Here is a 26,330-nt window from a genome sequence, read left to right as displayed (position 1 = left end):
TGCCGCGGATTTCAGACGCCGCACTGGGCTACCGGGTTGAAATGGCGTGGCCCAGCACGATGCTTTTTAGCTTGGGGGTGGTGACAGTGCGTGGTTGAGTTGATTGCTTGTCAGTTACCTTCATTGAACGCTTGGGGCGTCCGGCGTTTGCGTGGTTTTTTCGTCGGGCGCTTGCCTGGCCGAAGTTGCCATAGGTCGGCATTGGCAAGTAGGCGCTCCTGGGTTGCAGGTGGGTAGTCGCTCAGTGTGGTTACAGGCGGCACAGGTTTGCCTGGCATGCCGGCCTCGCGGATTACTTTCGGCCAGCGCGGTCGCCAGCACAGCAGCAGGCTGAGCCAGTGCCCGGTGCCGATGATGACGAAGGCGGGCCAGACCATCAGCAAGATGACTTTGAACAGCCAGCTGCTTTTGCGGAAGAAACGACCAAGGCCTTCGAACTGGGCGCTGAAGGCCTGGATGGGTGAGGGCAGTTGCGTGCTCAGGCGGGGGCGGGGGACGGCGTGTGGGCCTTCTTCCATGTAGCGGCGAATGAACTCCCACTCGTCACGCAGTTCGCTGCCGCCTTGGCCTTGTTTGCCGAGTAGGGCCATTTCCATGTGCGGTAAACCGGTGCGGCTGGGGTGCCAGACCAGACCGAGTCGCATGCCCACGCTGAGTGAGTCATCTTCTGGGTCGATGCCTGTGCTTGCGGTTGTTCTCCATGGGAAGGTTACGATGCCGCCGCAGTATTTCGGCCGATGGAGGTGGACGTGTTGAGTCACTCGATTGAAGCGAATGACTAGGTGACGGCTTGTCAGCATTTCCAGTCGGCTGATTTTTATGCCGTACTTTGAATAGAAATACAGTGCTGACCCTGAAGCCAAGGCCAATGCAATAGCTAGTATGACTGTCAGAAAGGAGCTGGATTCCGGCTGGGTAAAGTCAAGCCAAATAGATCCGGCAGATATGATCGTGCCGAACGCTATGCCGGGGAGCACTCCGCCTAGCGTGACTAATGTAATAAGGCCACGTTTCTCTTCCGACCCGCCACAGCGCATCTCCATGAATGTTTCATTGAATGCATAAACAGGACCGCGTACGAGAGGACTTTGGCTAACGGGGCGAAAGTGGATTTCTTCGTCTAAGTCAGCCTCATAAAAATCATTCCTTGTGCGCTTTTCTGCTGGCGTCATCTCGGCTTCATAAGCGCTCCTAGCATGCTCCGATTCAGTTGCCATTTGCCAGAAGCCCCATTCGATCAGATACATTATAAAACCTCCGTGAAGGCTGAATGTAGGGTGCTAAGCTCATCCTGCTCTTCGTGGGGCTTGGAATTTTTTTCGATCCGAAAGCTGCTGCGTTTGCACCACTTTTCGAGAGCATCATCTTCAAAGAGGTAAATGATAAGTGTGAGTGCGAGACCTACCCGAAAGGCGCCTAGTACTAGACGCGCAAGTAGCAGGCGAGCGCTTTGTGTTCCCAGCTTTTTTGCAAGCTCACCCATAGAGGTTGCGAGCATTCTCACAACTTTGCTTTTAGCGCTGTGAGAGAGATGGTCAAACAACGGTTTTGCTACAGCAATTGCTGTTCCTGCTTCTGCCAGGGAGAGCGTGATGGTTGCCAGTGCGCGCATTGCGTATGCTAACGCCAGCGTTCTGGTTTTTTTCGTGCCCTGTCCGGTAGGTTCCTGCTGGCGGTATTTAAAGTTTTCGGCTGCGTCGGCAAAGTCCCACCATGCCAATACCAGTCCCCCAGTACCAGCCAGACCAGCCCCCCACAACTTCAACCTCCCCAAGGTTGCCGTAGCACCTCTGCCAGTCACACTTCTGGCGCCGTATCGGGTTACCACCTGGTCCACATAGCTGGCACCGACTTCAAAGCCGGCCGCTGCCGTGGTCATCGCGGCCGCCAGGAGTTCGGTCTTCACCCGCGCATCGCTGTCAGGCAGTTCCCGCGCCTTGAACGCCATTAGCATACCTTCCAGCAGGCATACCAGGCCGGCGGAACGGACTTTATAGAAGTCACTTTTCTTACCGTCAGCCTGCATCAAGCTCTCAGCCCAGGCCTGATCCAGATAGCGCGCAATCTGGCCGCCGCTGCGTTGTGGGTTAATGGGCTGCCCGCTACGCGCCGCTTCGCTCAGGCGTATCTCGACCGCCGTTTCATGTACCGAAGCAAACAACGCCAGGCGTAGTCCGTGGTGCAACGCTCGGTCTGCACTGTTGGGCGCGCCGGTTCGTAGTACTTGTCGCCCAAGCGCCACATACCACGCATGCAGGCCGATGCTGGCGGTGTTGTTGCTCTTCTGCAATTCCTCGTACAGCGAGTTGATACGCCCGAAAGCATTCGCGGCGATATGCGCCTGCCGGGCGAGCGATTCGCGAAGTACGAACGACGACTCTGCCGGTGGTTCGGCCTTGGCCGCTTTCAGCAGCGCCGCAAGCTCCTCCCGGATGTCGTCCTGGTTGTAGCTGATGCCGCGTATTGCCAGGTTTGCCCGGTCGGCCACGTCACTGCGCCACCAGTGGTCCAGCACCTTAGTGCCCCATTCACTCAACTCCATGCCGATCACACACTGGCCGGTCTGCTCGGCAAAGGCCAGTCCGTTGATAAGATCCGCGTTGTCGTAGCGGTCCAGCGCTTGCAGCAAACGCTCGCTGATCACCCAGCGGGCTTGGTCTTTGGCGCGGTCTTCTGCGGCTTGTTGGGCTTGATGCATGGCCTGCTCGAAACCATCGAGCTGATCGTGCATGGCCTGGCGGTCGACCAGGTGGCCGTATTTCTGGTCGAATTGCTTGCTGAACTCGCCGGCCTCCTGACGGGCCTGGACCTTGGCCCGGACGTCGCGCTCGAACTGCGCCAGGTGAGGCTTCATGCGCTCGTCATGTGCATCGGCCTGCTGCCTGGCCCGTTCGGAAAACGCATAGATCTCCGCATGCACGTAGGGTTGGTTACGTATGTTTTCTGCCATGACTTCACGCTTGACGATCTGCTCGGCCATCATCTGCGGGTAGAGCTTTTCGATCTCCAGGAACGACTGCGCGACCAGCAGCTTGCGCTCGTTGTCCACGCCGGGTTCCACGGTGCGCTCCAGCCATTTGGTCTTCACATCATCGACAGCGGCGTTGCGCCAGGCGTTGAGCTCCTGGGTGATACCGATGGCGTCTTCGATGACGATGGCCGCGCCACGGGGTTTGCTCTGGTTCACCAGCGGTGCCAGCGCTTGCCGGGAGGCGTGCGGCGAGACGATCTGGTCATGGTTGAACGGCTGCAGGTCCAGCAGCGCCTGCAGATCTGCATCGTTCTGGGCCTTGAAGTCGGCGACCCAGCCCAGTTGATCGTGCTTGAGCACGTTGGGCTGTGGCGGGGCGTCGGAAGGCTGGATGAAGCGGGCGATATCAATTGCGGGCAGGCTGTTGCGGTACTCATCTTCGAGCAGACGATAGTTGTCGAGCATGCGCGGGGTAAGCGGGGAGGGACTGAACAGCGGGCGCAGCTCCTGGATATCGTCGAGGTCGTAGAGGGTGATGGTCCAGCCGAAGCTGCGGATGATCTCGTCCAGGTTGCCAGCGAGGGGGGCGGGCTCCCAGGGAGCATCGGCGCTGATGTACAGCAGTGAGCCGTTGGGTGCCACGCGGTACTGGCTGTGCCACTCGTAGGCCGGTGCGCTGTGGCGCTTGATCAGCAGATAGAGAAAGCCTTCGCGCAGGGGGCGGATGGCGTAGCTGGAATGCGTCATCTCGCCGACATCCTGGAACGGGCTGAGATAGCCTGGCAGTTTGGGCAGACGGGCGCGTTGTGCCGGGTTGCCGCCGATGGCGGCGTAGCGCAGGGGCAGCAGTTCGAAGCGGCGGGTGCAGTCGGCGACCGGGCTGTTGCGCAGGGCGGGGCGGTAGCCGGTGGTGATGCGCCTGCACAGCTCGAGGGTTTCGTTCAATGAGTCCATGGATATGCTCCAGTGAGCAGGAGTGATCATCAAATGCATGCAACGCGCTGCATTCGACCCGAACCTGGACCCTAGCGAGGAATCACTTCTTGCTGGAGCTTCGCGCTTCCGATGATCGTGTAGGAGATTTCTGAAAATGCGGTGGTATTGACTTCGGTAGGTGTTTTCACCCGCTTTCACGTCAACGATGCGGCTTCTCGTTACGATACGGCAGGTCGGCGGGAGAGCCAGCCTGACAGGTTTTTTTACTGTGGTCTGGCCTCTCAAAAGGGCCGCAAAGCGGCCCAAGGGAATTTAGAGATATGTTTCAGAACGCGCCTTGCAAGGTCACCATGAAGTTGCGCGGTTCGCCATAGAAGTTGCCCCAGGCCGGCGCACCGATGGTGGCGTAGTACTTCTTGTCGAACAGGTTGTTGCCGTTGAGAGCGACGGTCCAGTTCGGATCGATGCGGTACTGCACGCGGCCGTTCCACACGGTGTAGCCTGCCTGCTCGACACGGGTAGTGCCGGTAGTGCGGAAGTTTTCGCTCTGGCTGTTCAGGCCGGCGCCGACGGTGAAGCGCTCCAGTGCACCGCCCAGTTGGTAATCACCCCACACCTTGAGCATGTGCCGCGGAATGAAGCTGGAGGTGAAGGTCAGCTCGGTCGGGTCGGTGTCTTCGATGGTATTCAGGTACTTGGTCTGGGTGTAGGTGTAGCCCGCCAGCAATTGCAAACGCTCGATTGGCGAGCCGCTGATTTCGGCCTCGAAGCCCTGGGCGCGCACCTTGCCGCTGTCGGTGTAGCAATAGCCATCACCTGACGGGCAGGCCTCGTTGTAGTCGCTTTCTGCGCGGTGTTTCTCGACAGTGCGGAACAGGTTGAACGAGGTGTTCAGCGCGCCGCCAAGCAGCTCGCCCTTGATGCCAACCTCGTAGTTGGCACCGGTCTTGGGCTGAAGCGACTGCCGCTCGGCGTTTACCTTGTCGCTTTGCGGCTGGAAGATGTCGGCGTAGCTGGCGTAGGCGGTCCACTGGTCGTTCAGGTCGTACAGCACGGCGGCGAACGGCGTGACCTGGCCGTTTTCCTGGCTGCGGTTATTCACCCAGTAATCGTAGAGCTGGGTGTAGGAGTCGCTCTTGTTGCGGTACCAGCTGACCCGCGCGCCCAGCACCAGGGTCAGTGGCTCCGCCAGCTTCAGGCGCAGGTTGGCGTAGGTGCCGTACTGCGTGGTGGTGGAGTCGGTTGGCACGCTGCCACCGCGGGTCGGGTTGACCAGGTAATCGCCCTTGGACGGGTGTGGGAAGTTCGGCGAGGGGGCGAACGGGTTTTGCTTGCCGTCCAGCAGTATCAGCGCGAAGTAATCATGGGTTTTCTGCCGGCTGGCGTTGGCGCCGATGATCAGCTCGTGCTGCAGGCCAAACGCCTCGAACTTGCCATCGACATAGCTATCGAAGCCGTAGTCGTCCTGGTCGTAGTCGAAACGACCGGCGCGGACGTTCATGCTGGCGGTGCTGGCGCCGACCGGCACCGTGCCTTCGGAGTAGGCGTATTCGATGTCCTGGTTGTTGTGGGTGTAGACCGAGGCGAAATTCAGCGTCCAGTCATCGTTGAAGCGGTGCTTGAGGTCGGCAAAGCCGGTAATGCGCTGGCTTTGCAGGTCGTTCCAGCTGGCCCCCAGGCAGGTGGAGCGCGACAGCTTCAGGTCACTGCCATCGGCGTAGCGTGGCACACCGGCATAGCACGGTGTGGCATCGACATCCTCGTAGGCCAGGCCAAAGCCCAGGGTGGTGTCGGCGGTGACGTCCCAGTCGATCGCGCCATACAGTATCTGGTCCTGGCGCTTGCCCACGTCATAGAAGTACTGGCGGTCCTGCAGCGTCGCCACGGCGCGACCGCGCACGGTACCCGATTCGTTCAGCGGGCCACCCACATCCACCTGGCCGCGATAGTTGTCCCAGCTGCCGGCAGACAGGGTGACGGTGGTGGCAGCCTTTTCCTGGCCACGCTTGCGCACGAAGTTGACGCCGCCGGCGGAGGAGCCGGAGCCCTTCATCATGCCGGCGGCGCCCTTGAGGATTTCGACGCGGTCGTAGAACGCCATGTCGCTGGAAAAGCTGTTGGCCTGCACGTAGTTGCCGCCCACGTCCAGCGGCACGCCGTCGTACTGGTACTGGCCGTCCAGGTTGAAACCGCGGGAGTAGAAATATTTGCCGCCCATGGGCGAGTCGTACACGGTGATGCCCGGGGTCTTGTCCAGCACCTGTTCCAGCGTGTTGAGGTTCTGGTCGTCGAGCATCTTGCGGGTCATCACGGTGACCGATTGCGGGGTTTCCTTCAGCGTGTGCACGCCCTTGCCGATGGTGACGGCACGGGCGGTGTACGACTGGGTGCCCTCACTGGTTGCATCCAGCCGGTTGGCGTCGATGGTCAGCGGCCCCAGTTCCATCGCCGAGCCGTTGTCTGCAGGTATCAGCACATAGCCGCCATTGCCCTGGCGCTGCGCCTGCAAGCCACTGTTGGCCAACAGGCGGATCAGCCCTTCATCGATGCTGTAGCTGCCTTCCAGGCCTGCGCTGCTCAGGTTGTGCGTTTGTGTGGTGTCGAACGAAATGGTCACACCCGCCTGCACGCCAAACTGGGTGATGGCGTTGCCCAGTGGGCCAGCGGGGACATGGTAGGCGGTCTGGCTTTGGGCCATGGCCTGGGCAGGCATCAGCAGCAGGCCCGGCGCGCTGGCCAGGGACATGCCGAACAGCACCAGGCGCACGGCCTGGCTCAGCTTGGTTGCAGGGGTGGGGTGCAGATGGGGCATTGCGTGATCCTTCCGTGTCATGGCAGAAAGTCGCTGTCGTCGCGGCTTGTGTCAGGGACGGGCGAGAATCGAAATCAGCAAGGTGTGGGTGAAATTATTTTTGCGCAGTTACTCAGGCGGGCTCCACGCTTACCCAGTAACGGCTGAGGTAGCGCACCTTCACAGGCAGGGTTTTCGGCAAGTTGGCCAATGCAATATCGGTATCGTCGATGCGGAATGCGCCGGAAATGCTCATGGACCGGATCGAGGCGGCGCAGCGCAGCACCCCTTGTCGGTAACGCCCCAGCTCCTCGACAAAGTCGCCCAGGTGCCAGTCGTTCACGCTCAACATGCCCTGCAGCCAGGCTGTGGAGTCGACGGGAAGGGCATGGGCGATGGCGAAGTCGTCGCGGTCAAAACTCACCTGCTGCCCGGCCTGCAGTTGCAGGACCCGATCAGGGTGGTGCTGCGGGCGTACTTCGACAGAGGCTTGCAGCACGCCTACGCGCGTTTGCTGGGCAAGTTTGCGGATGCTGAACTCGGTACTGCGGGCAAGTACGCTGCCATCTTCGGTGTGCACGATGAACGGGCGCTGCTGATGGCCACTGATCGGGCGGACGAGGATTTCCCCTTGGTAAAGCTGAATAGCCCGTACTTTTGCGTCATAGCGCACATCCAGCGCAGTATCCACGTTCAGCTCAAGCTGCGAGCCATCTTCCAGTTGCACGGTACGCCGTTCGCCGCTGCGGGTAAGTTGCTGGGCCAGCAAGGCGCGATAGGGCACCTGTTCGACTGCCAACCAGCTCCCAGCGCCCATGGCCAGTAACAGGCTCAGCACCTTCAGCACATCGCGCCGCTGTGCCTGCGCCGCGCCCAGGCTGGACAGCGCCGCCTGCGGCGGCACCATGGCCCATTGCTGCTGCAGTTTTTCTACCCGCGCCCAGGCGGCAGCGTGTTGCGGGCTGGCCTGCAGCCACTGCCGCCAGGCGTGGGTGCGGGCCTCGTTGCTGGCGCCATCGTTGAGCTGCACATACCAGGTGGCAGCGGCTTCGAGTGTCTTGATGTCCATTGCCCTCAGCCTTCGACTGCGAGCAGGCAGCGGGTCATGGCCTTGATCAGGTGGTTCTTCACGGTGGTAACCGACACGCCGAAGCGCTCGGCCGCAGCACCGTAGGTCAGGCCTTCGAGTTGAACGGCGAGGAAGATGGCGCGGGTCTTGGCGCCGAGTTCGTCGAGCAGGGTGTCGACGGCCACCAGCATTTCGATGATCGACAAGCGCACCTCCGGCGATACCTCTACCGGCTCCGGGCGTAGGGCCAGGGCTTGCAGGTACGCTTTTTCGATGGTTCGACGGCGGGCTTTGTCGATCAGCAGCGAGCGGGCGATCGCGCTCAGGTAGCTGCGCGGCTCGCGGATCGGCAACTGATTACGCGCGGTCATTACCCGCAGGAAGGTGTCATGCGCCAGGTCGGAAGCATCGGCGGCGTTGCCCAGGCGGGCGCGCAGCCAGCCCTTCAGCCAGCCGTTGTTTTCGCTGTACAGCTGGTGCAGGGCCTGGGGATCGAGCGTCGACATGGCGTCAAATTCGCAATATGAATAGGAATTGATCGCATTGTCGCGATGAGCCAAGGTGATTGCAAGGAGGGTTTGTGCCATTGGGGCCGCTTCGCGGCCCATCGCAGGCAAGCCAGCTCCCACAAGTTCGGCGCAGACCTCAGGCATTGCACATCCCTGTGGGAGCTGGCTTGCCTGCGATGGGCTGCGCAGCAGCCCCAAGTGTTGTGATTAGAAACCCGCCTCCAGGCTCAGCAGGTCCTGCACCGTCTGCCGGCGGCGGATCATCCGCAGCGCCCCGTTCTCGATCAGGAACTCCGGCAGCAGCGGCCGGCTGTTGTAGTTCGACGACATAGACGCGCCGTAGGCGCCGGCGTCGTGAATCACCAGCAGGTCGCCCACCTGTGCCTGAGGCAGGTCCTGCGGGGTCAGTTCCTGGTCATCCTGGGTGAACACGTCACCCGATTCGCACAACGGCCCGGCCACCACGGTCGGCTGACGTGGGCGGTCTACCGGCTGGCCGTTGGCATCGAGCAGGGTCATGCCGTGGTAGGCGCCGTACATCGCCGGGCGCATCAGGTCGTTGAAGCCGGCATCGATCATGACGAAGGTATTGCGGCCCACTTGCTTGACGGCCCGTACTTCCGCCACCAGGTAACCCGACTCGGCCACCAGGAAGCGCCCTGGCTCGATTTCCATGCGCACGGGGTGGCCCAGCATGGCTTCGATTTCCTTGCGCGCCACCGCCCAGGTCTGGGCGTAGCGTTGCAGGTCGACCGGCTTGTCGGTGCTGCGGTAAGGGGTAGACAGCCCGCCACCGATGGAGAACGCCTCGATGTCCACGCCCAGGCGGCCGATCAGCTCGATCATCGAGCGGGCCACCTGCTCCAGGTGCTGGTAGTCCACCCCGGAACCAATGTGCATGTGCACGCCCACCAGGTGCAGGTCATGGGCCGTGATGCACGCCAGCGCCTCGTCCAGTTCCTCGTGCCAGATGCCATGCTTGCTGTTTTCGCCGCCGGTGTTGGTCTTGCGGCTATGGCCATGGCCGTAGCCCGGGTTGATGCGGACCCACACGCGGTGGCCGGGCGAGCGTTCACCCAGTTGGCGCAGCATGTCGATGGAGCCGGCGTTGACTTCGATCTTCTCTGCCACCACCCGCTCCAGGGTTGGCCGGTCCAGCGCGTCGCAGGTCAGCACCACGCCGGCAGGGTCACCGTCCACGCTCGCACCTGCGGCGAAGGCCCGCTCCATCTCGCCCAGCGACACGGCATCCAGCACCAGGCCGTGGGCGCGCATCAAGCGCAGTACATGCAGGTTGGGGTTGGCTTTCTGGGCGAAACGCACGGTGTCGAATACGTTCAGTTGCTCGACACGCTCGGCGATGGTGCTGGCGTCGTATGCCCACAGCGGCGAGCCGTGCTGGCGAACCGCCTCGGCCAGAAGGGTGAAGGGTGCGGTCATGGTGGCGTTACTCGTATAAGGAAGGCCACGAGAATGAATCAAACCGTGAATTCAGAAAAATAGCTATTTTTCTGCAAGCCATTCATATCTGATATACCCATTGTCGACTCACCGGGTGTTGCCGTGAAACTGTCCGTCCGCCACATCGAAGTGTTCCGCGCCATCATGGCCGCTGGCAGTGTCACCGGGGCGGCGCGCCTGCTGTTCACCTCGCAGCCCACTGTCAGCCGCGAGCTGGCGCGGCTGGAGCAGGTGACTGGCTTGAACCTGTTCGAGCGCGAGGGTGGGCGCCTGGTGGCGACGGCCCAGGCATTGCTGTTGATCGAGGAGGTCGAGCGTGCCTACGTCGGGCTGGAGCGCATTGATCGCTTTGCCCAGGCCATTCGCAATTTCGAGCAGGGGCGGCTGGCCATCACCTGCCTGCCGTTGTTCTCGCAAACCTTGCTACCCAAGGCCTGCCAGCGTTTTCACCTGCAGCACCGGGGTGTGAGCGTGAGCATCGTGGCGCAGGAATCGCCGTTGCTGGAGGAGTCACTGGTCGCCCAGCAGCATGATCTTGGCTTGACCGAGGTCGAGCAGATACCGCGCGGCGCTTATGGTGAACTGCTGTTCAGCGCCAACATGGTGTGCGTGCTGCCCGAGCATCACCCGTTGCAGGCCAAGGCCGAGCTGGAGCTGAGCGACTTTCACGAAGTCGATTTCATCAACCTGGCCAGCCTGGACACCTACCGCCAGCGCCTGGACCAGCACTTTCGCGCGGCAGGGGTGAACCGCCGTACGGTGATCGAGACCACCAGTGCCGCCTCGGTGTGCGCCATGGTCAGGCAAGGCCTTGGCGTGGCGATCATCAACCCGCTGAGCGGCCTGGAGGCGGCGCAGGGCGGGCTACCCATCCGCAGGCTGCGGGTGTCGGTGCCGTACCAGGTGATGCTGATACGCCCGGACCACCGGCCGGCATCGGCAGCGGTGGAACCGTTTTGCGAGGCGCTGCGGGTGCAGGCGCAGCAGATGCAGGCAGCGTTGATTTAAGGCCTGGTGTGCGCCCACCTGCCCTGTGTTGATTTAAAGGCAAGCACAAGTCCTGTAGGAGCAGCCTTGCGCTGCGAAGAGGCCATTGCAGCCGCAGATAGTCTTGAGCCTTACCGGCCTCTTCGCAGCACAAGGCTGCTCCTACAAAGTGATGCGGCAGCCTGATGATGTGCAAGGCAGTTGCATCCACAAGGGACCGCGTTCAAATTTCGCAGACGAAGGTCCCGGTGCCGGCCAGGATGTTTTCCAGGGTTTGCTTCACTTCATCCAGGTCACTCAGGTCGCTGGTCAGGTTGATCTCCAGCACCTCGTCCCCCTTCAACGCATCCTGGTCGCCGGCCGCCACTTCGATCAGCAGGCGCTTGGCACTCAGCGTCACTTTCAGGCCATCCAGCGTCGACGGCTCGTCATCCAGGGTCAGGTCGACGGTGTCTTCGTCCGGGTAGCGGGTAAGCAGGAACATCTGACCCTTGTCGCTGTGGCAGCACAGGGTCGCCATGTTGTCTTCCTCGTCATCGCAAGGGGTGGCGAACAGCAGGGCGGTGTTGATTTGCATGAGCAGGCTCGGATCAAAGGAAACGGAAGGGAATTCTGACAGTCTTGCGTACAGGCATAAACGTAAAGTTACCGCCCCTTGACCGAAATTGTCGCAGCGCTGCAAGCGTTGATGACCGATCAGTCGTTAAGCTTCGGCGAGCCCTGAGCGTGCCTGCGCACGTTCAACGCCTGGTTTTACCGTCCGCCTTGCCACGGGTTGGCTATCGTTGATCCGTACACGGCGCACGCAGCGACGCTTCAACTATTACAAAGCCCAAGCGGAGTACCACAGATGGCGTTTTTCACCGCAGCCAGCAAAGCCGACTTCCAGCATCAACTGCAAGCGGCCCTGGCGCAGCACATCAGCGAGCAGTCCCTGCCACAAGTGGCGCTGTTCGCCGAGCAGTTCTTCGGCATCATCTCTCTGGACGAACTCACCCAACGCAGGCTTTCCGACCTGGCCGGCTGCACCCTCTCAGCCTGGCGCATCATCGAACGTTTCGACCCCGAATACCCGCAAGTGCGGGTGTACAACCCCGATTACGAACGCAATGGCTGGCAGTCGACCCATACTGTGGTCGAAGTGCTGCACCACGACCTGCCGTTTTTGGTCGACTCTGTGCGCACCGAGCTCAACCGCCGCGGCTATAGCATCCACACCCTGCAAACCACCGTGCTCAGCGTGCGCCGTGGCGCCAAGGGCGAGCTGCTGGAACTGCTGCCCAAGGGCACCCAGGGCGAAGGCGTGCGCCATGAGTCGCTGATGTACCTGGAGATTGACCGCTGCGCGAACGCTGCCGAACTGACGGTGCTGACCCGCGAGATCGAACAGGTGCTGGCCGAGGTACGGGTGGCTGTGGCCGACTTCGAACCGATGAAGGCCAAGCTGCGTGAAGTGGTAGCGCAGGTGGAACAGACCGCCTTTGGCCCTGCCCAGCACGAGAAGGGCGAGGTCAAGGCCTTCCTCGAGTGGCTGCTGGACAACCACTTCACCTTCCTGGGCTATGAAGAATTCACCGTCAAGCGCGACGCCGACGGCGGCCAGATGGTCTACGACGAGCCGTCGTTCCTCGGCCTGCCGCGCCGCCTGCGCGTAGGCCTGACGGCCGAAGAGCTGCGCATCGAAGACTACGCCGTGGCGTACCTCAACGAACCGCTGCTGCTGTCGTTTGCCAAGGCCGCGCTGCCCAGCCGCGTCCACCGCCCGGCCTACCCGGACTATGTGTCGATCCGCCAGCTGGACGCCGACGGCAAAGTCATCAAGGAACACCGCTTCATGGGCCTGTACACCTCGTCGGTGTATGGCGAAAGCGTGCATGCCATTCCGTATATCCGCGTGAAGGTGGCTGAAGTCGAGCGCCGCTCGGGCTTCGACGCCAAGGCCCACCTGGGCAAGGAACTGGCCCAGGTACTGGAAGTGTTGCCGCGCGACGACCTGTTCCAGACGCCGATCGACGAGCTGTTCACCACCGTGATGGCGATCGTGCAGATCCAGGAGCGCAACAAGATTCGCGTGTTCCTGCGCAAAGACCCGTACGGCCGCTTCTGCTACTGCCTGGCCTATGTGCCGCGGGAGATCTACTCCACCGAAGTACGGCAGAAGATCCAGCAAGTGCTGATGGAGCGCCTGAAGGCCAGCGACTGCGAATTCTGGACCTTCTTCTCCGAGTCGGTGCTGGCACGCGTGCAGCTGATTTTGCGGGTCGACCCGAAAAACCGCATCGACATCGACCCACAGCAGCTGGAACGCGAAGTGATCCAGGCCTGCCGCTCGTGGCATGACGACTACTCGACGCTGGTGGTCGAGAACTTCGGCGAAGCCCAAGGCACCAATATCCTGGCCGACTTCCCCAAGGGCTTCCCGGCCGGCTACCGTGAGCGCTTCGCCGCGCACTCGGCAGTGGTCGACCTGCAGCACGTGCTGAACCTGTCGGAAAGCAAGCCGCTGGCGATGAGCTTCTACCAGCCGCTAACCCAGGTTGGCGAGCGCATCCTGCACTGCAAGCTGTACCACGCCGATACGCCACTGGCGTTGTCTGACGTGCTGCCGATCCTGGAAAACCTCGGCCTGCGCGTGCTTGGCGAGTTCCCCTACCGCCTGCGCCATGCCAATGGCCGCGAGTACTGGATCCACGACTTCGCCTTCACCTACAGCGAAGGCCTGAGCCTGGATATCCAGCAGCTCAACGACACCCTGCAGGACGCCTTCATCCACATTGTGGGTGGCGATGCCGAGAACGATGCCTTCAACCGCCTGGTGCTCACCGCCGGCCTGCCATGGCGCGACGTGGCGCTGCTGCGCGCCTACGCCCGTTACCTGAAGCAGATCCGCCTGGGCTTCGACCTGGGCTACATCGCCAGCACCCTGAACAACCACACCGACATCGCTCGCGAGCTGACCCGGTTGTTCAAGACCCGCTTCTACCTGGCCCGCAAGCTCACCCAGGAAGACCTGGACGACAAGCAGCTGCGCCTGGAACAAGCGATTTTGACCGCGCTGGACGACGTACAGGTCCTCAACGAAGACCGCATCCTGCGCCGCTACCTGGACCTGATCAAGGCCACCCTGCGCACCAACTTCTACCAACCGGACGCCAACGGCCAGAACAAGTCGTACTTCAGCTTCAAGTTCAACCCCAAGCTGATCCCCGAACTGCCCAAGCCGGTGCCCAAGTTCGAAATCTTCGTCTATTCGCCGCGCGTCGAGGGCGTGCACCTGCGCTTTGGCAACGTCGCCCGTGGCGGCCTGCGCTGGTCCGACCGCGAGGAAGACTTCCGTACCGAAGTACTGGGCCTGGTAAAAGCCCAGCAGGTGAAGAACTCGGTCATCGTGCCGGTCGGCGCCAAGGGCGGCTTCCTGCCGCGTCGCCTGCCACTGGGTGGCGGCCGTGACGAGATCGCCGCCGAGGGCGTGGCGTGCTACCGCATCTTCATTTCCGGCCTGCTCGACATCACCGACAACCTCAAGGACGGCGGCGTGGTGCCACCGGCCAACGTGGTGCGCCACGACGATGACGACCCGTACCTGGTGGTGGCGGCCGACAAAGGCACGGCAACCTTCTCCGACATCGCCAACGGCATCGCCATCGACTACGGCTTCTGGCTGGGCGACGCCTTTGCCTCGGGCGGTTCGGCCGGTTACGACCACAAGAAGATGGGCATTACCGCACGCGGCGCCTGGGTGGGCGTGCAGCGCCACTTCCGCGAGCGCGGCATCAACGTGCAGGAAGACCCGATCACCGTGATCGGCGTGGGCGACATGGCCGGCGACGTATTCGGCAACGGCCTGCTGATGTCTGACAAGCTGCAATTGGTGGCGGCGTTCAACCACCTGCACATCTTCATCGACCCGAACCCGGAGCCCGCGTCCAGCTTTGCCGAGCGCAAGCGCCTGTTCGACCTGCCGCGTTCGGCCTGGAGCGATTACGACGCCAGCATCATGTCCGAAGGCGGCGGGATCTTCCCGCGCAGTGCCAAGAGCATCGCCATCAGCCCGCAGATGAAAGAGCGCTTCGCCATCGAAGCCGACCGCCTGACCCCGACCGAGCTGCTCAACGCGCTGCTCAAGGCACCGGTCGACCTGCTGTGGAACGGCGGCATTGGTACCTACGTGAAGGCCAGCACCGAAAGCCACGCCGATGTCGGCGACAAGGCCAACGATGCGCTGCGGGTCAACGGCAACGAACTGCGCTGCAAAGTGGTGGGCGAGGGCGGCAACCTGGGCATGACCCAGCTTGGCCGGGTCGAGTTCGGCCTGAGCGGCGGCGCCACCAACACCGACTTCATCGACAACGCCGGCGGCGTGGACTGCTCCGACCACGAGGTCAACATCAAGATCCTGCTCAACGAAGTGGTGCAGGGTGGCGACATGACCGAGAAGCAGCGCAACCAGCTGCTGGGCAGCATGACCGACGAAGTGGCCGGCCTGGTGCTGGGCAACAACTACAAGCAGACCCAGGCGCTGTCGCTGGCGGCCCGCCGTGCCCGCGAGCGGATTGCCGAGTACAAGCGCCTGATGGCCGACCTGGAAGCCCGTGGCAAGCTGGACCGTGCCATCGAGTTCCTGCCGTCCGAAGAGCAACTGGCCGAGCGCCTGGCTGCCGGCCATGGGCTGACCCGCGCCGAGCTGTCGGTGCTGATCTCGTACAGCAAGATCGACCTCAAGGAGCAGCTGCTGAAGTCGCTGGTGCCGGACGACGACTACCTGACCCGCGACATGGAGACCGCCTTCCCGCCGTCGCTGGTGAGCAAGTTTGCCGAAGCCATGCGCCGTCACCGCCTGAAGCGCGAAATCGTCAGCACCCAGATCGCCAACGACCTGGTCAACAACATGGGCATCACTTTCGTCCAGCGCCTGAAGGAGTCGACTGGCATGAGCCCGGCCAACGTGGCCGGGGCCTATGTGATCGTGCGTGACATCTTCCACCTGCCACACTGGTTCCGCCAGATCGAGGCACTGGACTACCAGGTGCCGGCAGAAGTCCAGCTCACCCTGATGGACGAGCTGATGCGCCTGGGCCGCCGTGCCACACGCTGGTTCCTGCGCAGCCGCCGCAACGAGCAGGACGCCGGGCGTGATACCGCGCACTTCGGGCCGAAAATCGCGCAACTCGGGCTCAAGCTTGATGAGCTGCTCGAAGGCCCGACCCGCGAACGCTGGATGGTGCGCTACCAGGGCTTTGTCGATGCCGGTGTGCCAGAACTGCTGGCGCGCATGGTGGCGGGTACCAGCCACCTGTACACCCTGCTGCCGATCATCGAAGCGGCCGACGTCACCGGTCACGACCCGGCACAGGTGGCCAAGGCGTTCTTCGCCGTGGGCAGCTCGCTGGACCTGACCTGGTACCTGCAGGAAATCAGCAACTTGCCGGTGGAGAACAACTGGCAGGCGCTGGCCCGCGAGGCGTTCCGCGACGACATCGACCTGCAGCAGCGGGCAATCACCATCTCGGTCCTGCAGATGGCCGATGCGCCGGATGACATGGACGCCCGTGTGGCGCTGTGGGCCGAGCAGCACCGGGTGATGGTGGAGCGCTGGCGTGCCATGCTGGACGACCTGCGCAATGCCACTGGCACCGACTATGCGATGTACGCGGTGGCCAACCGCGAGCTGGTCGACCTGGCCATGAGCGGGCAGGCGGCGGTGGTGCCGTCCTGAGCTTGAGCTGAAATGAAAAACCCGGCAGAGATGCCGGGTTTTTTTATCCCTGTGCTGGCCCTTTCGCGGGTAAACCCGCTCCCACAGGGATATCACAGGGCTTGAGTGCAGTGAGGTCCCTGTGGGAGCGGGTTTACCCGCGAAGAGGCCGGTTCAGGCTTACTTGAATCGCCGCTCCACGCCTTTCTCGACCAGAATCTTCGCCGAAATCTCTTCCACCGAAAAATGCGTGGAATTGATGTTGGGAATGTTCTCGCGGCGGAACAGGCTCTCTACCTCGCGCACTTCGAACTCGCACTGGGCAAAGCTGGAGTAGCGGCTGTTGGGCTTGCGTTCGTGGCGGATGGCGGTAAGGCGATCGGGGTCGATGGTCAGGCCGAACAGCTTGCTGTGGTGCTTTTTCAGCACCGCCGGCAGCTGCAGGCGCTCCATGTCATCTTCGGTCAGCGGGTAGTTGGCGGCACGGATGCCGAACTGCATGGCCATGTACAGGCAGGTGGGGGTCTTGCCGCAGCGTGACACACCCACCAGAATCAGGTCGGCCTTGTCGTAGTAGTGGGTGCGCGCGCCGTCGTCGTTGTCCAGGGCGAAATTCACCGCCTCGATGCGTTCCATGTAGTTGGAATTGCCGCCAATCGAGTGCGATTTGCCCACGGAATACGACGAATGGGCGGTCAATTCCTGCTCTAGCGGGGATAAAAACGAAGAAAAGATGTCGATCATGAAGCCGTTCGACGTCGCCAGGATCTCCCGGATGTCCTGGTTGACGATGGTGTCGAAGATGATCGGGCGCACCCCGTCACGCTCGGCCGCAGCGTTGATTTGCTGCACCATGGCCCGCGCTTTGTCTGGCGAATCGATGTACGGACGGGTGAATTTGTTGAACGGAATGCTCTCGAATTGCGCGAGCAAACTCTGGCCCAGGGTTTCGGCAGTGATACCGGTGCCGTCGGAGATGAAGAACGCGGTTCGTTTCATTTGCGATCTGGGCCTTAAGCTGATGACGATTCTTGGATATGATAAGTTCGGTTTGCCGAATGCGGCTGTCGGCATTCTCACTTATTTTCCAGGTACAGGCCACAAACGCCCGGCCAAGTCACCGAAGACAGGCGGGCGCCTTTTTGAGCTTTTCCAACACAGTTAGTGGAGAGATCACCTTGGTAGAGTACGTAGTTTCCCTCGATAAGCTCGGCGTCCATGATGTAGAGCATGTGGGGGGCAAGAACGCATCCCTGGGCGAGATGATCAGCAACCTTGCCGGTGCTGGTGTATCGGTGCCGGGCGGCTTTGCCACTACGGCGCAGGCGTACCGCGATTTTCTCGAACAGAGTGGTCTGAACGACAAGATTCACGCCGCGCTCGACGCGCTCGACGTGGATGACATCAATGCCCTGACCAAAACCGGCGCACAAATCCGCCAGTGGGTCATGGAAGCCGAGTTCCCCGCGCGTCTGGATTCGGAAATCCGAACCGCCTTCGCCGCCATGGCCGCCGGCAACGACAACATGGCCGTTGCCGTGCGTTCCTCGGCCACTGCCGAAGACTTGCCGGACGCCTCGTTCGCCGGCCAGCAGGAAACCTTCCTCAACATCCGTGGCGTCGACAACGTGATCCGCGCGGCCAAGGAAGTGTTCGCCTCGCTGTTCAACGACCGCGCCATCGCCTACCGCGTGCACCAGGGCTTCGACCACAAGCTGGTCGCCCTGTCGGCCGGCGTGCAGCGCATGGTCCGCTCCGAAACCGGCACTGCAGGCGTGATGTTCACCCTCGACACCGAGTCGGGCTTCCGCGACGTGGTGTTCATCACCGGCGCCTACGGCCTGGGCGAAACCGTGGTGCAGGGTGCGGTCAACCCTGACGAATTCTACGTGCACAAGCAAACCTTGCAGGCCGGCCGCCCGGCCATCCTGCGTCGCAACCTGGGCAGCAAGGCCATCAAGATGGTCTATGGCGAAGAAGCCAAGGCCGGCCGTTCGGTCAAGACTGTCGAAGTTGACCGTGCCGAGCGTGCGCGCTTCTGCCTGAGCGACGACGAAGTAAACGAACTGGCCAAGCAGGCCATGATCATCGAGCAGCACTACCAGCGCCCGATGGACATCGAGTGGGCCAAAGACGGTGACGACGGCAAGCTGTACATCGTGCAGGCACGCCCGGAAACGGTGAAAAGCCGTTCCAGCGCCAACGTCATGGAACGCTACCTGCTGAAAGAAAAAGGCACTGTACTGGTCGAAGGCCGTGCCATCGGCCAGCGCATCGGTGCCGGCAAGGTGCGCGTGATCAACGACGTATCGGAAATGGACAAGGTCCAGCCGGGCGACGTACTGGTCTCCGACATGACCGACCCGGACTGGGAACCGGTGATGAAGCGCGCCAGCGCCATCGTTACCAACCGCGGCGGCCGTACCTGCCACGCGGCGATCATCGCCCGTGAGCTGGGTATTCCGGCCGTGGTCGGTTGCGGCAACGCCACCCAGCTGCTGAAAGACGGCCAGGGTGTGACCGTGTCCTGCGCCGAAGGCGACACCGGTTTCATCTTCGAAGGCGAGCTGGGCTTCGACATCAAGCAGAACTCGGTTGATGCCATGCCGGAGCTGCCGTTCAAGATCATGATGAACGTCGGCAACCCCGACCGTGCCTTCGATTTTGCCCAGTTGCCCAACGCCGGTGTCGGCCTGGCGCGCCTGGAATTCATCATCAACCGCATGATCGGTGTGCACCCCAAGGCGCTGCTGAACTACGCCGGCCTGCCACCGGAGCTGAAAGAGAGCGTCGACAAGCGCATTGCCGGTTACAACGACCCGGTCGGTTTCTATGTCGAGAAGCTGGTCGAAGGCATCAGTACCCTGGCTGCGGCCTTCTACCCGAAAAAGGTCATCGTGCGCCTGTCGGACTTCAAGTCCAACGAGTACGCCAACCTGATCGGCGGCAAGTTGTACGAGCCGGAAGAAGAAAACCCGATGCTGGGCTTCCGCGGCGCTTCGCGTTACATCAGCGAGTCGTTCCGTGACTGCTTCGAGCTCGAGTGCCGTGCGCTGAAGCGTGTGCGCAACGAGATGGGCCTGACCAACGTCGAGATCATGGTCCCGTTCGTGCGTACCCTGGGCGAAGCCAGCCAGGTCGTCGACCTGCTCGCCGAAAACGGCTTGTCCCGTGGCGACAACGGCCTGCGCGTGATCATGATGTGCGAACTGCCGTCCAACGCCATTCTGGCCGAGGAGTTCCTTGAGTACTTCGACGGCTTCTCGATCGGCTCCAACGACCTGACCCAGCTGACCCTGGGCCTGGACCGTGACTCGGGCATCATCGCTCACCTGTTCGACGAGCGTAACCCTGCGGTGAAGAAGCTGCTGGCCAACGCCATTGCCGCGTGCAACAAGGCCGGCAAGTACATCGGCATCTGCGGTCAGGGCCCATCGGACCACCCGGACCTGGCCAAGTGGCTGATGGAGCAGGGCATCGAAAGCGTGTCGCTGAACCCGGACTCGGTACTCGAGACCTGGTTCTTCCTGGCCGAGGGCCAGGGCGCAGCCTGACGCGGTAAAACGCGGGGGGACGTCTGGCGTACCCCCGCCTGGTTTTTTCCAGGGCGTGTTCCAGTAATGGTCCCCGCCCTTTTTTGTGCACCAAGCAACCTTATGCAAAGCAGCAGCACTCTATTTCCTGTGGCCCTGCTCAGTGCCGAGCGCCGCGGCGACCTCAGCGAAGACGTGTACCGGATCAAGGCCGGCAATGGCCCTGACCCTAGCGTCGAGCTTGCCCTTACCCGCCTGGGGCTGGCCGATCAGGGCCAGCCTCTGGGCGTGCCGGTCATTCTCCTGCACGGCAGTTTTTCCAATCGGCGTTTCTGGTACTCGCCCAAAGGGATTGGCCTGGGCGCCTATCTGGCCCGTGCCGGTTTCGATGTGTGGATCCCGGAAATGCGCGGCCACGGCCTGTCGCCGCGTAACCACGCCTGGCAGCACAATAACGTAGCCGCCTATGCCCGTGACGACCTGCCGCTGATTGCCGCGTTCGTGCGCGAACAGTCGGGCCAGGCGCCACACTGGATCGGCCACTCCCTGGGCGGCACCACCCTGGCGGCAGCCCTGGGCGGTGGTTTTCTGGCTGCCGGGCAGGTGGCCAGCGTGGCCCTGTTCGGTACCCAGATCAGCCGCGTGTATTGGCCGCTGAAAGTGCCACCGCTGGCCTGGGGCGCGAAGCTGGTGCTCAAGCGCTGGGGGCAGATTTCCGGGCCGCGTTTCAAGCGTGGGCCGGAGGACGAGCCGATCGGCCTGGCGCTGGAGAGCATGCGCTGGCACGGCCTGTTCGGGCGCTTTGGCGACAAGCAGAGCGACTGGTGGGCGGGGCTGGCAGAGGTGGATGTGCCGCTGCTGGCGGTGGCCGGCGCGGGGGATTTCCAGGACCCGGTGTGGGCCTGCCGCAAGCTGTTCGAGCAGCTGGGGGGTGAGCGCAAGCAGTTCCTGCGGCTGGGGCGTGAGGAAGGCTTCGACGCCTTCGGGCATGTCGACATGCTGGTGAGCAAGGCTGCGCAGGTGCAGGTGTGGCCGCTGGTAGAGCGCTGGTTACGCAACCCGCTGCTGCCGGTGCATGAGTCCACTGTGGCAGCGGAGCCGGTGGCGGTCAGTTAGTTTTGGATTGCCTGTAATGGCCCTATCGCCGGCAAGCCAGCTCCCACAAGTACCCCACAGGCCTTGAGGGCAGTGGTGTTCTTGTGGGAGCTGGCTTGCCGGCGATAGGGCCGGTACAGGATGAATACAAATGACTGCTTGGTCCCGGATGACTGCGACAGCCTTCAAGGTGTAGCCTTGGCCGATACCCGCTTTCGTTGTGACTGACAGGAGCCTCCCATGCAGCATTACGTAACGCCCGACCTGTGTGACGCCTACCCGGACCTGGTACAAGTGCTGGAACCGATGTTCAGCAATTTCGGCGGCCGCGACTCGTTCGGTGGCCAGATCGTCACCATCAAGTGCTTCGAGGACAACTCGCTGGTCAAGGAGCAGGTCGAACTCGACGGCAAGGGCAAGGTGCTGGTCGTCGATGGCGGTGGCTCGCTGCGCCGCGCGCTGCTGGGCGACATGCTCGCGGAAAAGGCCGCCAAGAACGGTTGGGAAGGCCTGGTGATCTACGGCTGCGTGCGTGACGTAGACGTATTGATCCAGACCGACGTCGGCGTACAGGCCCTGGCCAGCCACCCGATGAAAACCGACAAGCGCGGCATCGGTGACCTCAACGTGACGGTGACCTTCGCCGGTGTGACCTTCCGCCCGGGCGAGTACGTGTATGCCGACAACAATGGCGTGCTGGTCTCGCCAAGCCCGCTGAAAATGCCGGAGTGATGCGCCGCACGCGCTGATGGAGCTTTGATGTTCGAGGAAGACAACGCGCAGTGGGGGCTGGTGCATGCCCTGGTGCTCGATGGTAAAGGCGGCGCGCGCTCGATTGCCCGTACCGAACTGGACGACCTGCAGCTGCAACCGGAGCAGAGCCTGTGGCTGCACTGGGACCGCAGCCATCCACAAACCCGCACCTGGCTGCTGCATGACAGCGGCCTGAGCGAGTTCGCCTGCGAGCTGCTGCTGGAAGAAAACACCCGGCCGCGCCTGCTGCCCATGGCGGACGAACAGCTGTTGCTGTTTTTGCGTGGGGTCAACCTCAACCCGGGCGCAGAGCCCGAAGACATGGTCTCGGTGCGCATCTTCGCCCAGGCGCAGCGGGTCATCTCGCTGCGCTTGCGGCCGTTGCGCGCCAGTGACGAGATTCTTCAGTTGCTGGAGCAGGGCAGGGGGCCGAAGTCGGCGTCCGAGCTGTTGCTGCTGATGGGCGAACTGCTGACTGAAAAGGTCCAGGGCCTGGTCAGCGACCTGTCCGAACTGGTCGACCTGGAAGAAGAAAAGGTCGAATCCGACGAACGGTACACTCCGGAGAACGGCAGCCTCCAGCAGATCCGCCGGCGTGCGGCGGGCCTGAGGCGGTTCCTGGCCCCGCAGCGGGACATCTACGCCCAGCTGTCGCGCAGCAAGTGGAGCTGGTTTGCCGATGCCGATGCCGATTACTGGAACGAGCTGAACAACAGCCTGATCCGCTACCTCGAAGAGCTGGAACTGACCCGCGAGCGTGCCGCGCTGGTGCTGGAAAGCGAAGACCGCCGGCGCAGCGAGCGGATGAACCGCACCATGTACCGCTTCGGCATCATCACCTGCATCTTCTTGCCCATGAGCTTTATCACCGGGCTGCTGGGCATCAATGTCGGCGGTATCCCGGGGGCAGAAAACCCCTATGGCTTCCTGTTCGCCTGCATTGTCGTGCTGGGGCTGGCGGTGGGGCAGTGGTGGATGTTCCGGCGGTTGCGATGGGTGTAGGTGTTCATTTTGAAACATTCGTCCCAATCGGATGTGTGACCCATTGCCCGGCCATCTCGTCTCTTGCTGACACTGCGCGAGGTGCCCATGCACGATCCGTTTGAAGAATCCCTGCGTGACCTGCTCAAGGCGTCACCCTCCGGCAATGACCGCGATGACCGGGATGACGCTGCCTGCCTGGGTCGCGTGCTGAAAACCGCCAACCGCCAGGTTGGCGCGGGTGATCTGTTCAGCCTGCTTGGCCGCTGGAGCCAGGCGCTGCTGATTGCCGTCAATAATGGCTCGGCGCATGTCGCGCCGGTGCGTCGACACTCTTCCCGCAACGCTGCCACCGGCGGCAAAGCAGATAAGGCCGATTGAATATGGAACTCGATCTCTGGACCCAGAGCCTGGTCGCCGCGATGACCGCCCTTTGGACCAAGGTAGCGAACTTCATCCCCAACCTGTTCGGCGCGCTGGTCGTGGTGCTGCTCGGTTTCGTGGTGGCCAAGCTCCTCGACACGCTGTTGTCCAAACTGCTGGCCAAGCTTGGCCTGGACCGCCTGATGGGCGGCACCGGCCTTACCAAGATGCTTGGCCGGGTCGGCATCCAGGTGCCGATCTCGACCCTGATCGGCAAGATTGTCTACTGGTTCGTGCTGCTCATCTTCCTCGTCTCGGCCGCTGAGTCGCTAGGCCTGGAGCGGGTTTCGGCCACCCTCGACATGCTCGCCCTGTACCTGCCAAAAGTGTTCGGCGCCGCCTTGGTGTTGCTGGCCGGCGTGCTGCTTGCTCAGGTGGCCAACGGCCTGGTGCGCGGCGCCGCCGAAGGCATCGGCCTGGAATATTCGGCAGGCCTTGGGCGTATCACCCAGGGCCTGGTGATCATCATCAGCATCTCGGTCGCCATCAGCCAGCTGGAGGTGAAAACCGACCTGCTGAACCACGTGATCGTCATCGGGCTGATTACCGTTGGTCTGGCCGTAGCCTTGGCCATGGGCCTTGGTAGCCGCGAAATTGCCGGGCAGATTCTGGCCGGCATTTACGTGCGCGAGCTCTACCAGGTCGGCCAGCAGGTGCGAATTGGAGAGGTCGAAGGGCATATCGAGGAAATCGGCACGGTCAAGACAACGCTGCTGACCGATGATGGCGAACTGGTGTCGCTGGCCAATCGCGAGCTGCTTGAGCAGCGCGTCAATAGCCGCTAACCGCACAAAAGCTGTTAATGTATGCCGCCGCGAAATTCGACCCACGGGGTCGCGCGGCGACATTGACCTGACTGTCGGCCAGATCCGTTTTGAATAAAGTTCATTCGCCGCCCATGCGTTATGACCCCCGCGAGCTCACCGATGAAGAGTTGGTGGCGCGTTCGCATGAGGAGCTGTACCACGTTACCCGCGCCTATGAGGAGCTCATGCGGCGCTACCAGCGGACCCTGTTCAACGTCTGTGCGCGTTATTTGGGGAACGACCGTGACGCGGACGATGTCTGTCAGGAAGTGATGCTCAAGGTGCTGTACGGGCTGAAGAACTTCGAGGGTAAATCCAAGTTCAAGACCTGGCTCTACAGCATCACCTACAACGAGTGCATCACCCAGTACCGCAAGGAGCGCCGTAAACGCCGGTTGATGGATGCCTTGAGTCTGGACCCTATTGAAGAGGCGTCCGAAGACAAGGCCCCGAAGCCGGAAGAAAAAGGTGGGCTGGACAAATGGCTGGTGCACGTGAACCCGATTGACCGGGAAATTCTGGTGCTGCGTTTTGTCGCAGAGCTGGAATTTCAGGAAATTGCAGACATCATGCACATGGGCCTGAGCGCAACGAAAATGCGCTACAAGCGTGCGCTAGACAAGCTTCGTGAGAAATTTGCCGGCCTTGATGAAACTTAGTGGCGTGCAAATATCTCTAACGAATCGGCGAGTTCTGCTAGACTTGCCGTCGAGTTGTCCCCCTTGTTTGTGGTGGGACTGCTTAACTATCACCAGATGGGGATTTAACGGATGAAATTGAAAAACACCTTGGGCTTGGCCATTGGTTCGCTCGTAGCCGCTACCTCGATTGGCGCTATGGCACAAGGCACAGGCGCTGTGGAAGTCGAAGGCTTCTACAAGAAAGAATTCTTCGACAGCCAGCGTGACTTCAAGAACGACGGCAACCTGTTCGGCGGCTCGATCGGTTACTTCCTGACCGACGACGTTGAACTGCGTCTGGGTTATGACGAAGTCCACAACGCTCGTGGCGAAGACGGCAAGAACATCAAGGGCTCGAACACCGCCCTGGACGCCGTTTACCACTTCAACAACCCGTATGACGCCATCCGTCCGTACGTTTCCGCTGGTTTCTCGCACCAGTCGCTGGGCCAGACCGGCCGTGGCGGTCGTGACCACTCCACCTTCGCCAACGTTGGCGCTGGCGCCAAGTGGTACATCACCGACATGTTCTACGCCCGTGCCGGCGTAGAAGCTCAGTACAACATCGACCAGGGCGACACCGAGTGGGCCCCAAGCGTTGGTGTTGGCCTGAACTTCGGCGGTAGCCCGAAGCAAGCCGAAGCCGCTCCAGCTCCAGTTGCTGAAGTCTGCTCCGACTCCGACAACGACGGCGTTTGCGACAACGTCGACAAGTGCCCAGACACCCCGGCCAACGTTACCGTTGACGCCGACGGCTGCCCGGCTGTTGCCGAAGTCGTTCGTGTTGAGCTGGACGTCAAGTTCGACTTCGACAAGTCGGTCGTCAAGCCTAACAGCTACGGCGACATCAAGAACCTGGCTGACTTCATGAAGCAGTACCCACAAACCACCACCGTGGTTGAAGGTCACACTGACTCCGTGGGTCCAGACGCTTACAACCAGAAGCTGTCCGAGCGTCGTGCCAACGCTGTCAAGCAAGTCCTGACCCAGCAGTACGGCGTAGAATCTACCCGTGTTGACTCGGTAGGCTACGGCGAAACCCGTCCGGTTGCTGACAACGCCACCGAAGAAGGCCGTGCTGTCAACCGTCGCGTTGAAGCTCAGGTAGAAGCTCAGTCCAAGTAATTGGCCTGATGTTTCATGAAAAACCCGGCCTCGGCCGGGTTTTTCTTTGCCTGGGTTTTAACCGGCCTCAAAGCCTGCACAGCACCTGTAGGAGCAGCCTTGTGCTGCGAAGAGGCCATTACAGCAACAGAATACCTTTGCCCTTACCGGCCTCTTCGCAGCACAAGGCTGCTCCTGCAGTGACGGGTAATCAGCCCGCGATTGAAACCAGATCCAAAGCCTGCTGTTCCCCAACCACTTCCCCAATCACCAGAATCGCCGGGCTACGCAAGCCAAACCCTCGCGGATCGACCACCATCCCCCGCACATCGCTCCTGCACTCCCGCTGCTGCGGCAACGAGGCATTCTCGATCATCGCCACCGGCATGCCCGCGGCCATGCCGCCATCCAGCAACCCTTGGCGTACCTGTGCCAGGGCCGCCCAGTTCAGCTCGCTGTCGTCCTGGGTGTGCGCCGTCACCAGCGTCACCCCGCGGCTGACACCGCGTGAAGTCAGCGAAATATCGGGGTATTCC

At 61.9% G+C, this 26,330-nt stretch carries 18 protein-coding genes and 1 pseudogene; 10 read left to right on the top strand and 9 right to left on the bottom strand.

Annotation, left to right across the window (positions count from 1 at the left end; all coding sequences use genetic code 11):
* Window positions 1-110: 110 nt before the first annotated feature.
* The 6 genes from ABOC32_RS23985 to lysA all read right to left on the bottom strand — a co-directional run bounded on the left by ABOC32_RS23985 (window position 111) and on the right by lysA (window position 9,716).
* Window positions 111-1,247, bottom strand: coding sequence for a DUF6708 domain-containing protein (locus ABOC32_RS23985; RefSeq protein ID WP_426809133.1), 1,137 nt, complete (start codon window positions 1,245-1,247; stop codon window positions 111-113).
* The gene (locus ABOC32_RS23980; protein ID WP_426809132.1) at window positions 1,247-3,925 is read right to left on the bottom strand and encodes a T6SS effector BTH_I2691 family protein; all 2,679 of its coding nucleotides are present in this window, start codon (window positions 3,923-3,925) and stop codon (window positions 1,247-1,249) included. Before ABOC32_RS23980 ends, ABOC32_RS23985 begins: the two co-directional genes overlap by 1 nt.
* Window positions 3,926-4,232: 307 nt before the next feature.
* On the bottom strand, window positions 4,233-6,719 hold the full coding sequence (locus ABOC32_RS23975) for a TonB-dependent siderophore receptor (RefSeq protein WP_426809131.1): 2,487 nt from the start codon (window positions 6,717-6,719) through the stop codon (window positions 4,233-4,235).
* 112 nt (window positions 6,720-6,831) lie between these two features.
* On the bottom strand, window positions 6,832-7,767 hold the full coding sequence (locus ABOC32_RS23970) for a FecR domain-containing protein (protein WP_426809130.1): 936 nt from the start codon (window positions 7,765-7,767) through the stop codon (window positions 6,832-6,834).
* A 5-nt stretch (window positions 7,768-7,772) separates the two neighbouring features.
* The gene (locus ABOC32_RS23965) at window positions 7,773-8,273 is read right to left on the bottom strand and encodes a sigma-70 family RNA polymerase sigma factor (RefSeq protein WP_426809129.1); all 501 of its coding nucleotides are present in this window, start codon (window positions 8,271-8,273) and stop codon (window positions 7,773-7,775) included.
* Window positions 8,274-8,483: 210 nt separating this feature from the next.
* Entirely contained in the window at window positions 8,484-9,716 is a 1,233-nt protein-coding gene (gene lysA / locus ABOC32_RS23960; RefSeq protein ID WP_426809128.1) for a diaminopimelate decarboxylase, read from the bottom strand.
* Between the two features lie 123 nt (window positions 9,717-9,839).
* On the opposite strand from lysA, the gene ABOC32_RS23955 reads away from it, so the two are divergent.
* A complete protein-coding gene (locus ABOC32_RS23955; protein ID WP_426809127.1) occupies window positions 9,840-10,745 on the top strand; it encodes a LysR family transcriptional regulator in 906 nt (301 codons plus the stop codon).
* A 202-nt stretch (window positions 10,746-10,947) separates the two neighbouring features.
* Here the strand turns inward: ABOC32_RS23955 and ABOC32_RS23950 are convergent, their stop codons facing one another.
* Entirely contained in the window at window positions 10,948-11,301 is a 354-nt protein-coding gene (locus tag ABOC32_RS23950) for a hypothetical protein (RefSeq protein ID WP_234229583.1), read from the bottom strand.
* A 273-nt stretch (window positions 11,302-11,574) separates the two neighbouring features.
* Here ABOC32_RS23950 and ABOC32_RS23945 point away from each other — a divergent pair, with 273 nt between their 5' ends.
* Window positions 11,575-16,440 (top strand): NAD-glutamate dehydrogenase, encoded by a 4,866-nt coding sequence (locus ABOC32_RS23945; protein WP_426809126.1) that lies wholly within the window; start codon window positions 11,575-11,577, stop codon window positions 16,438-16,440.
* Window positions 16,441-16,599: 159 nt separating this feature from the next.
* Here ABOC32_RS23945 and ppsR read toward each other — a convergent pair whose 3' ends face one another.
* A complete protein-coding gene (gene ppsR / locus ABOC32_RS23940; RefSeq protein WP_086976272.1) occupies window positions 16,600-17,418 on the bottom strand; it encodes a posphoenolpyruvate synthetase regulatory kinase/phosphorylase PpsR in 819 nt (272 codons plus the stop codon).
* 179 nt (window positions 17,419-17,597) lie between these two features.
* Between ppsR and ppsA the strand changes: the two genes are divergently transcribed.
* The 8 genes from ppsA to ABOC32_RS23900 all read left to right on the top strand — a co-directional run bounded on the left by ppsA (window position 17,598) and on the right by ABOC32_RS23900 (window position 25,815).
* On the top strand, window positions 17,598-19,973 hold the full coding sequence (ppsA, locus tag ABOC32_RS23935) for a phosphoenolpyruvate synthase (protein ID WP_426809125.1): 2,376 nt from the start codon (window positions 17,598-17,600) through the stop codon (window positions 19,971-19,973).
* 66 nt (window positions 19,974-20,039) lie between these two features.
* The gene (locus ABOC32_RS23930; protein WP_426809124.1) at window positions 20,040-21,068 is read left to right on the top strand and encodes an alpha/beta fold hydrolase; all 1,029 of its coding nucleotides are present in this window, start codon (window positions 20,040-20,042) and stop codon (window positions 21,066-21,068) included.
* Between the two features lie 219 nt (window positions 21,069-21,287).
* Window positions 21,288-21,779, top strand: a complete 492-nt coding sequence (gene rraA / locus ABOC32_RS23925; protein ID WP_426809123.1) for a ribonuclease E activity regulator RraA — start codon at window positions 21,288-21,290, stop codon at window positions 21,777-21,779.
* Between the two features lie 27 nt (window positions 21,780-21,806).
* Window positions 21,807-22,802, top strand: a complete 996-nt coding sequence (locus ABOC32_RS23920; protein ID WP_426809122.1) for a zinc transporter ZntB — start codon at window positions 21,807-21,809, stop codon at window positions 22,800-22,802.
* A gap of 87 nt (window positions 22,803-22,889) precedes the next feature.
* On the top strand, window positions 22,890-23,162 hold the full coding sequence (locus ABOC32_RS23915; RefSeq protein WP_426809121.1) for a CrfX protein: 273 nt from the start codon (window positions 22,890-22,892) through the stop codon (window positions 23,160-23,162).
* A gap of 2 nt (window positions 23,163-23,164) precedes the next feature.
* The gene (locus ABOC32_RS23910) at window positions 23,165-23,989 is read left to right on the top strand and encodes a mechanosensitive ion channel family protein (RefSeq protein ID WP_043203343.1); all 825 of its coding nucleotides are present in this window, start codon (window positions 23,165-23,167) and stop codon (window positions 23,987-23,989) included.
* A 113-nt stretch (window positions 23,990-24,102) separates the two neighbouring features.
* Window positions 24,103-24,669: an RNA polymerase sigma factor SigX gene (gene sigX / locus ABOC32_RS23905; protein WP_016500791.1), complete on the top strand. Its 567-nt coding sequence runs from the start codon at window positions 24,103-24,105 to the stop codon at window positions 24,667-24,669.
* A gap of 111 nt (window positions 24,670-24,780) precedes the next feature.
* On the top strand, window positions 24,781-25,815 hold the full coding sequence (locus ABOC32_RS23900) for an OmpA family protein (protein ID WP_016500790.1): 1,035 nt from the start codon (window positions 24,781-24,783) through the stop codon (window positions 25,813-25,815).
* A gap of 190 nt (window positions 25,816-26,005) precedes the next feature.
* On the opposite strand, the pseudogene ABOC32_RS23895 reads toward ABOC32_RS23900, so the two are convergent.
* A pseudogene (locus ABOC32_RS23895) lies at window positions 26,006-26,317 on the bottom strand (uroporphyrinogen-III C-methyltransferase); the annotation flags it as partial.
* Between the last annotated feature and the right edge of the window lie 13 nt (window positions 26,318-26,330).

Source organism: Pseudomonas sp. WOUb67, from assembly GCF_050058005.1.
Taxonomy (GTDB): Bacteria; Pseudomonadota; Gammaproteobacteria; order Pseudomonadales; family Pseudomonadaceae; genus Aquipseudomonas; species Aquipseudomonas putida_R.
This window is presented reverse-complemented; position numbering and strand designations above follow the sequence as displayed.